Source organism: Flavobacterium sp. W22_SRS_FK3 (assembly GCF_052113665.1).
Classification (GTDB): Bacteria; Bacteroidota; Bacteroidia; order Flavobacteriales; family Flavobacteriaceae; genus Flavobacterium.
This window is the reverse complement of the sequence record NZ_JBGQOF010000001.1, coordinates 413,450-420,356: the sequence shown is the minus strand read 5'-3', so window position 1 is coordinate 420,356 and position 6,907 is coordinate 413,450. Positions and strand designations below refer to the sequence as shown.

Sequence of the window (6,907 nt, the reverse complement as noted above, 5' to 3'; positions counted from 1 at the left end):
CATTTAAATAAAAATATTATCCGAAATATAACGTTGTTGATAGTACTGCTAAAACTTTTTAAGAATGTATGTTTATATAATGCGGCGTTGCAAACGCTTTATTTTCGCTACTTAACAGTAGGTACTCGTTACAAACGAGCACCAGTATGTGTAAGTAAGACCAGAGACTGTTATGTTAGTCCGCCTAATATGCTGTTGCAAACGCTTTAATTATGGATATGAGTAAGATTTTTTCTAACTGACAATTACAAAAAAATGCAAGACCAAAATTGATCTTGCATTTTTTATAACTTGATGAATCTAATTAAAAATCATCTTTTTACACTGTCTGACGCTCGTGTTTTCCTTCTTTAATTTCTTCCACCATTTTTTTATTAAAAGCGGGTAAATCATTCGGGTTTCGGCTGGTCACCAATCCATTGTCTACGACTACTTCTGAGTCTTCCCATTGTGCTCCGGCATTTTTCAAATCGTTTTTAACAGAGAAGAACGACGTTACTTTTCGGCCTTCTAAAACATCCGCATCTACCAGAATTTGAGGGCCGTGACAAATAGCCGCTACTGGTTTTTTACTTTTAAAAAAGGCACGAACAAAATTTACGGCAGCCTCTTCTCTTCTTAATAAATCAGGATTTATAACTCCTCCCGGAAGAACCAAAGCATCGTAATCAGCTTCATTTGCCTGATCTAATACGACATCAACATTGTATTCGTTGCTCCAATTACCATCTTTCCAGGCTTTGATCGTTCCTGATTTTAAACTGATAATATCTGCATTCCACCCTTGCTCTTCGAGATAGGCTTTAGGCGATGCTAATTCTGATTCTTCAAAACCGTTTGTGGCTAATATGGCTATATTCTTTTTCATAATTTAAAATATTTAAAATGTTATTAATTTACTTAATTAAAATTACTTATTTAAGACAGCCTGCAAAAACAGAGCTTGTTAAACCTTTCTTTAATAAAAGTTAATTAATTGTTTTACAGTTTTTTATTAAAAATTAAACCAAAATTATGTAAGATTGGTATCAATCCAGTTTATTATTTTATAGCATGAAAGCCACGAAAAAAATTCTCCTAATTAGTTACCTCAAAAATAAAAGCATTTCAGGAAAACGAGAAATACCACTTACGAAGTAAAAGAAGAATCGCTTTGACTATCTGTTTTTTCTATTTTGCAAGAACACTAAAAACATGCTTCATGCCAAAAATAATTTTTCTAATTTTTCCCGTAAATGTGCATTTACTGTTTAATATCACTCGTCTTGGTTTAGCATCTCGTTATTTTTTGCAAACTAGTACAGATAAAAAGGTTATGTTGTTACTATTCTAAACTAAAATTGCAATAATGTTATAATAACTTTATAAGTCATCTCTTTAAGAATAATAATTTTTAATACGATTTTGTATTCCTTACTTTTACCGTTTTAAACACTTAGATCCATTTTGCTTTACATTTAAATTTATGTTTCAAAAAACAACTACTGCTATTGCCTTTCTTTTAATTTTAAGTTCATGTGGTGTTCAACAAAAAAGCCTGTCTATTAATGACTGGTATGCTTTTACAAAAAACAGTACTGAAAGACTTCAGCCTTCAGAGGCTTATGAATGCACTAACGGCATGATCAGAATGTACGGTGACACAAACGGGTATTTAATGTCTAAAAAAAGTTATACTAATTTTGAGCTTAGTTTAGCATACAGATGGAATATTGAAGAGCAATATAAAACAAAGAACAAGAAAAATAGCGGTGTGATGTACAACATTCCGTCAGATTATCCTGATAAAATCTGGCCAAAAGGAATCCAGTTTCAAATTAAAGAAAATACTACGGGTGATTTTATTTTTTTAGATCAGGTTACGGCAAAAGTAAACGGCAAACAGGTTGAACCGGGAGCCAGTGTTACTTCTGCCAAATTTCTTGAAAACGAAAATCCGTATGGTGATTGGAACATGATTGTTATCAGATCCTTCAACGGAAAAATTACGCAGTACCTGAATGGAAAACTCGTAAACGAAGGGACAGAAGCTACTGCAACAGAAGGTAAAATTTCTCTCAATTATGAAGGTTCTCCAATTGATTTCAAAAATATCCAGATAAAAAACATTTCGAAAGAGTAAAAAAACATACTTTTTGCAAATTCATTTCCTCTTACGATAAACTGCTAGTGAAAAAACGTTATTCTATGACAAAGTTCAATTTAGAAATTCAATTTTTAATTTCATTTACAGGAATATAAATATCAAAAGTAGCTCCTTTGTCTGGCTCACCGCTGGCTGTAATGAATCCGTTATGGTTTTCAACAATTTTTTTAACAATAGCCAGTCCGATTCCTGTTCCTGTATATTCGAGTTTTCCGTGTAAGCGCTGAAACACTTCAAATATCTTGGCACTGTATTGCTGATCAAAACCAATGCCGTTGTCTGATACCCTAATTTGGCAATAATCGATACTGGCTTTAGCCTTATCATTATTAATGGCTGCCCCTTTAAATATTTCGCTATCAATTTTTATCACGGCAGGAGTATCCTGTTTAGCGAATTTAATAGCATTGCTGATCAGGTTGTACAACAGCTGCCTAAACTGAAACGGGATGACATCTACTACACACGTTTTAAATTTTTCGATGACAGCACCGTTTTGTTCCAATTCCTCTCTCAGATCTTCTTTTACCTCATCAATGATTTTAGACAGATCTGTTTTTTCAAATATTCTTTCCTGAACATTAGTTCTGGAATACGCTAAAAGATCATTAATTAAGGTCTGCATTCGTTTTGCCGCATGCTGCATCCTTTGAAATTTATCTTTTCCAACATCAGATAAGTTATCAGATTCCTTATCAATAATCTGACTGGCAAAAGTCTGGATTTTTCTTAAAGGTTCTTGCAGATCATGACTAGAGATATACGCAAAAGACTGAAGCTCCTTATTCATTTGCTCTAATTCTGCATTTTTTTGCTGAAGTTCTAATCTGTTTAGTTTTAGTTTATCGTCAGCCTTTTTCTTTTCAGTAAGGTCGTGTGTAACCTTTGAAAATCCTATAAGGTTCTTTTTTTTGTCATGTACAGCAGTAATGACAACACTTGCCCAGATAAGACTGCCATTTTTTCGAACGCGCCAGCCTTCGTGGTTTGTCTTTCCTTTTTCCTGAGCTAATTTTAATAATTTTTGAGGAAGGCCTGCTTTTCTATTTGATTCAATATAAAAAATAGAGAAATTTTTACCGATAATTTCTTCTGCTTTATACCCTTTTATTTTTTGAGCTCCCTGATTCCAGTTCTCAATTATACCCTCGGGACTTAGGTACAAGATGGCATAGTCTTGTACGTCTTCAACCATTAAGTGGTAACGTTCTTCACTCTTTTCAAGGGATTCGTTTAATAAGACAAGTTCTTTTGTTCGCTCTCTTACCTGTCTTTCCAGCTCATTAGTAAACGTTTTTTGATCTTCTATGTCAGTACTTGTACCTACCCACATTTGTATTTTTCCATTTTCATCAATCTGCGGAGTAGCCCGGCTTAATTGCCAGCGGTATACACCATCATACCTTTTGAAACGGTGTTCGAATAAAAAATCTTTTCCGGTAGCGATGGAATCCATCCATGCTTTTATATTTTCTTCCCTGTCATCAGGATGCACAATTTGCAGCCAGCCCTTCTCATTTATTTGTTGTGGGGTTAGACCAGAATAAGTATAAACAGATTGGTTATAATAATTCAGGTTACCTTCTGTGTCCGATGTCCAAATATGCTGTGGCATTGAACTGGCAAGAAGCCTGAATTTTTGTTCGCTTTCTTCGAGTTCCTGCTGGTGTTTTTTCAGTTCTGTTATATCTCTGGCAGTACCTAATAATCTTTCGGGGTTATTATCATCATCATAGAAAACTTTTCCTTTGGCTTCTACCCAATGAATGGATTTATCGTTCCATATTACCCTTGTTTCATAATAAAGATTTCCGGTAGCAATGGCATGTTTAAATGCTCTTTCTCTAATATGCAGATCCTCCTGATAAATATGTTTAATTAATTGTTCATGAGATAAATGTCTATGTTCTTTATATCCCCCGATAATCTCAAGATATCTGTTAGAATAGTGCAGTTCTTTTGTTTTTACATTCAGTTCCCATGTACCAAGTTCGCTGGCTTCTACTATAATGTTAAGTCGTTGCTCGTTTTGCTCTGTCTTCTTTTTAGATTCTACTTTTTCTGTTACTTCTGTTACTGTTACTATGATACCAGAAATTTCACCGTTTTCTTCTTTTAGCGGATGGTAAAGAAAATCAAAGTAATATATATCTTCTATACCCTGTCTTTTTATTGGAATCGGCACTTCATTTCCGTGATATGGAGTGCCCGTATTTAAAACATCTTTCAAGAGAGCACTTACCGTTTCTTTAACTTCGGGCAAGGAATCAAATAGCGGTTTACCTACTAAAAAAGTTTCGTCTCTGTCAACCAGTTTCAAATAAGCTTCATTGGCCATTTCTACCACATAGTCATTACCTCTTAAAATAGTAATTCCAACAGGAGCTTGTTTGACTGTATTTTTGAAACGTTTATTAGCCTCTTCAATTGTACGTCTTGCTATTACCTGAGGCGTATTGTCCAAAACCCAAATCGCTACTTTTTTTACTTTCCCCTCCCTATTTTTAAGCGGAGCATAAACAAAAGTTACATATATAGTTTCCTCTCTTCCATGCCGAACAAGTATCATTTCGACTTCATTGATATAAAAAGGGACACCTTTTTCTACTACATTTTTAAGAGCCTCCTCATAATATGGTTTTACCTCAGCGAATGAATCCCAATAATATTTACCGGCTATGTCCTCATAAGGTTTACCGGCTATTTCAATAAAACTGTCGTTGACTGTTTCGGTTACCAAAGTTGCGGCATCCAATACACAAATACCAATAGGTGACTGCAGTACCATGCTGCGAATATTTTCTTCACTTTCTTCCACCCTTTTCTTTGCCAGGTTTAGGTCGGTCAGGTCAATTCCGGTATTCATAACGCCATATATGTTTCCTTTTAAATCATATAAGGGCGTAAATTCGTAATTAAAATAATAAGTCCCCCACTTTCCATCAACCAGTAAATCCAGTGGTGTATTTTCTGTATGAAATGGCACACCAGTCTTATAAACATTTTTAATCTGCTCAAATACCAGCTGGTTGGTGAGTTCGGGCAAAAGATCCATAAATGATTTTCCTATTACATCATTACCTTTTCCCCAAATATTAATAATGGATTCGTTGGCCAGCTCGATAATCATTTCTTCACCAGTGTAAACTGCAATGGCAAAGGGAGCATTTTCTACCAAGGCCCTTGTTTTATGCTCACTTTCCTCTATTTTTGAACGGGATATTATTTGTTCCGTTACTTCTATGGCTATTGCTACTATACCGGAAATGGTTCCATCGGCGTCTTTTAATGCCTCGTATACAAAATTGATGTAAGTAGTTTCTATTTTCCCGTTTCGGGGAAGATTAACAGGATGTTCATTTGCAGCAAATTTTTCCCCTGTTTCATAAACCTTATCAAGCAGTAATTCCAAACCTTGCCCTTTTGCCTCAGGTAAGCCTTCAAATATGGGTTTATTTATGACTTCTTCTTTATTTTTTCCCCAAATCTCAAGCATCATGTCATTTACAATTTCAACAACATGGTTTTTTCCTCTAAAAACACACATGGCTGTTGGCGCCTGAATGATATTGCTTAAATAGCGGTTATTGCTTTCTTCTAATTTTTTAAGAGAAGTTATACTTTCTGTTGTTTCATTACAGATGACCATTACTCCTGCAATTTTTCCGGATTCATTGCGAACGGGACTGTAACTGAATGTCCAATAGACATCTTCAAGTTTGCCATTTCGAAATATTGGAATAAGCTGATTTTCACTCCATGTAGATCCTTCACCGGCTAATACCTGCTGAATAAGAGGAAATATAACGGGCCAGATCTCAGACCAGGCTTCTTCTGCTTTTTGTCCTAATATTTTTGGGTGTTTGCCTTCTTCTCCAAGGCTCGGGCGGTACGCATCGTTGTAAAAACAAGTAAGTTCTTCTCCCCACCAGAGAAACATTGGAAATTTTGAATTTAAAATAATACTGAGCGTCGTACGAAGACTTTGTGGCCATGCATCCGGATCACCTACTGGTGTTTTGCTCCAGTCCTTACTTCTAATGAGCTGTCCCATCTCACCACCGCCTTCAAGAAAATAATGCTCTTTATTTGTCATGCGTATCCAAATACTATTTTAGGGTTGAAGAATAAAATTCTCTCTTTCGGGCTTTTTGAAATTATTTTCACAAATAACCTTAAGTGCATTGCCTATTACTTGTTTTAATTTATAAAAATCTCCAGGTTTGCGAATATAGTATAAAGCGCCTTTGTCATACATTGTATTTACAATTTCACTATCAAGTGAAGTTGAAAAAATAATAACAGGAAGGTTTTTCAACTCGTCTATTTTTTTTATTTCCGTCAGACATTCGTGCCCGTTTTTTCGCGGCATGTTTAAATCCAGAAAAAGCAGATCTGGTAAATCTGAAACCGCTACAGTCAAATGATCCATAAGCTCCACACCATCATTAACGGTCATAAGAGTTACAGGAGCCGATAGATCATCAAGTGCTTCCTTAAAAAAAATACAATCGTCTTCGTCATCGTCTGCTAAGAGAAGATTGTAAATCTGTTTATTCATTTTGTGCGGGATAATTTAATTGTTTTGATCCGGTTTAAAATCATTTTTTGTATTCTTTTGTAATAAATTCGAATCAAAAAAAGTTTTTATCCCTGCTAAGATAAAACTAATTTCGATATCAATAGTCAATACTATACCGATAAATTTAACGTTTTGGAATGAAATTCTACAATCTTTTTGTTTGAAGTACTTTGCAAATT

General features: G+C 34.8%; 4 protein-coding genes. 1 reads left to right on the top strand and 3 read right to left on the bottom strand.

Features of this window, described 5'->3' with window-relative positions:
• Nucleotides 1-319: 319 nt before the first annotated feature.
• Nucleotides 320-868, bottom strand: a complete 549-nt coding sequence (locus ACEN2I_RS01910; protein ID WP_441764427.1) for a type 1 glutamine amidotransferase domain-containing protein — start codon at nt 866-868, stop codon at nt 320-322.
• 597 nt (nt 869-1,465) lie between these two features.
• On the opposite strand from ACEN2I_RS01910, the gene ACEN2I_RS01905 reads away from it, so the two are divergent.
• Complete coding sequence (locus ACEN2I_RS01905; protein WP_441764426.1) at nt 1,466-2,122, top strand: 3-keto-disaccharide hydrolase; 657 nt, start codon at nt 1,466-1,468, stop codon at nt 2,120-2,122.
• 88 nt (nt 2,123-2,210) lie between these two features.
• Here ACEN2I_RS01905 and ACEN2I_RS01900 read toward each other — a convergent pair whose 3' ends face one another.
• Entirely contained in the window at nt 2,211-6,242 is a 4,032-nt protein-coding gene (locus ACEN2I_RS01900) for a PAS domain S-box protein (RefSeq protein ID WP_441764425.1), read from the bottom strand.
• 18 nt (nt 6,243-6,260) lie between these two features.
• Nucleotides 6,261-6,707, bottom strand: a complete 447-nt coding sequence (locus ACEN2I_RS01895; protein ID WP_441764424.1) for a response regulator — start codon at nt 6,705-6,707, stop codon at nt 6,261-6,263.
• Nucleotides 6,708-6,907: the final 200 nt, after the last annotated feature.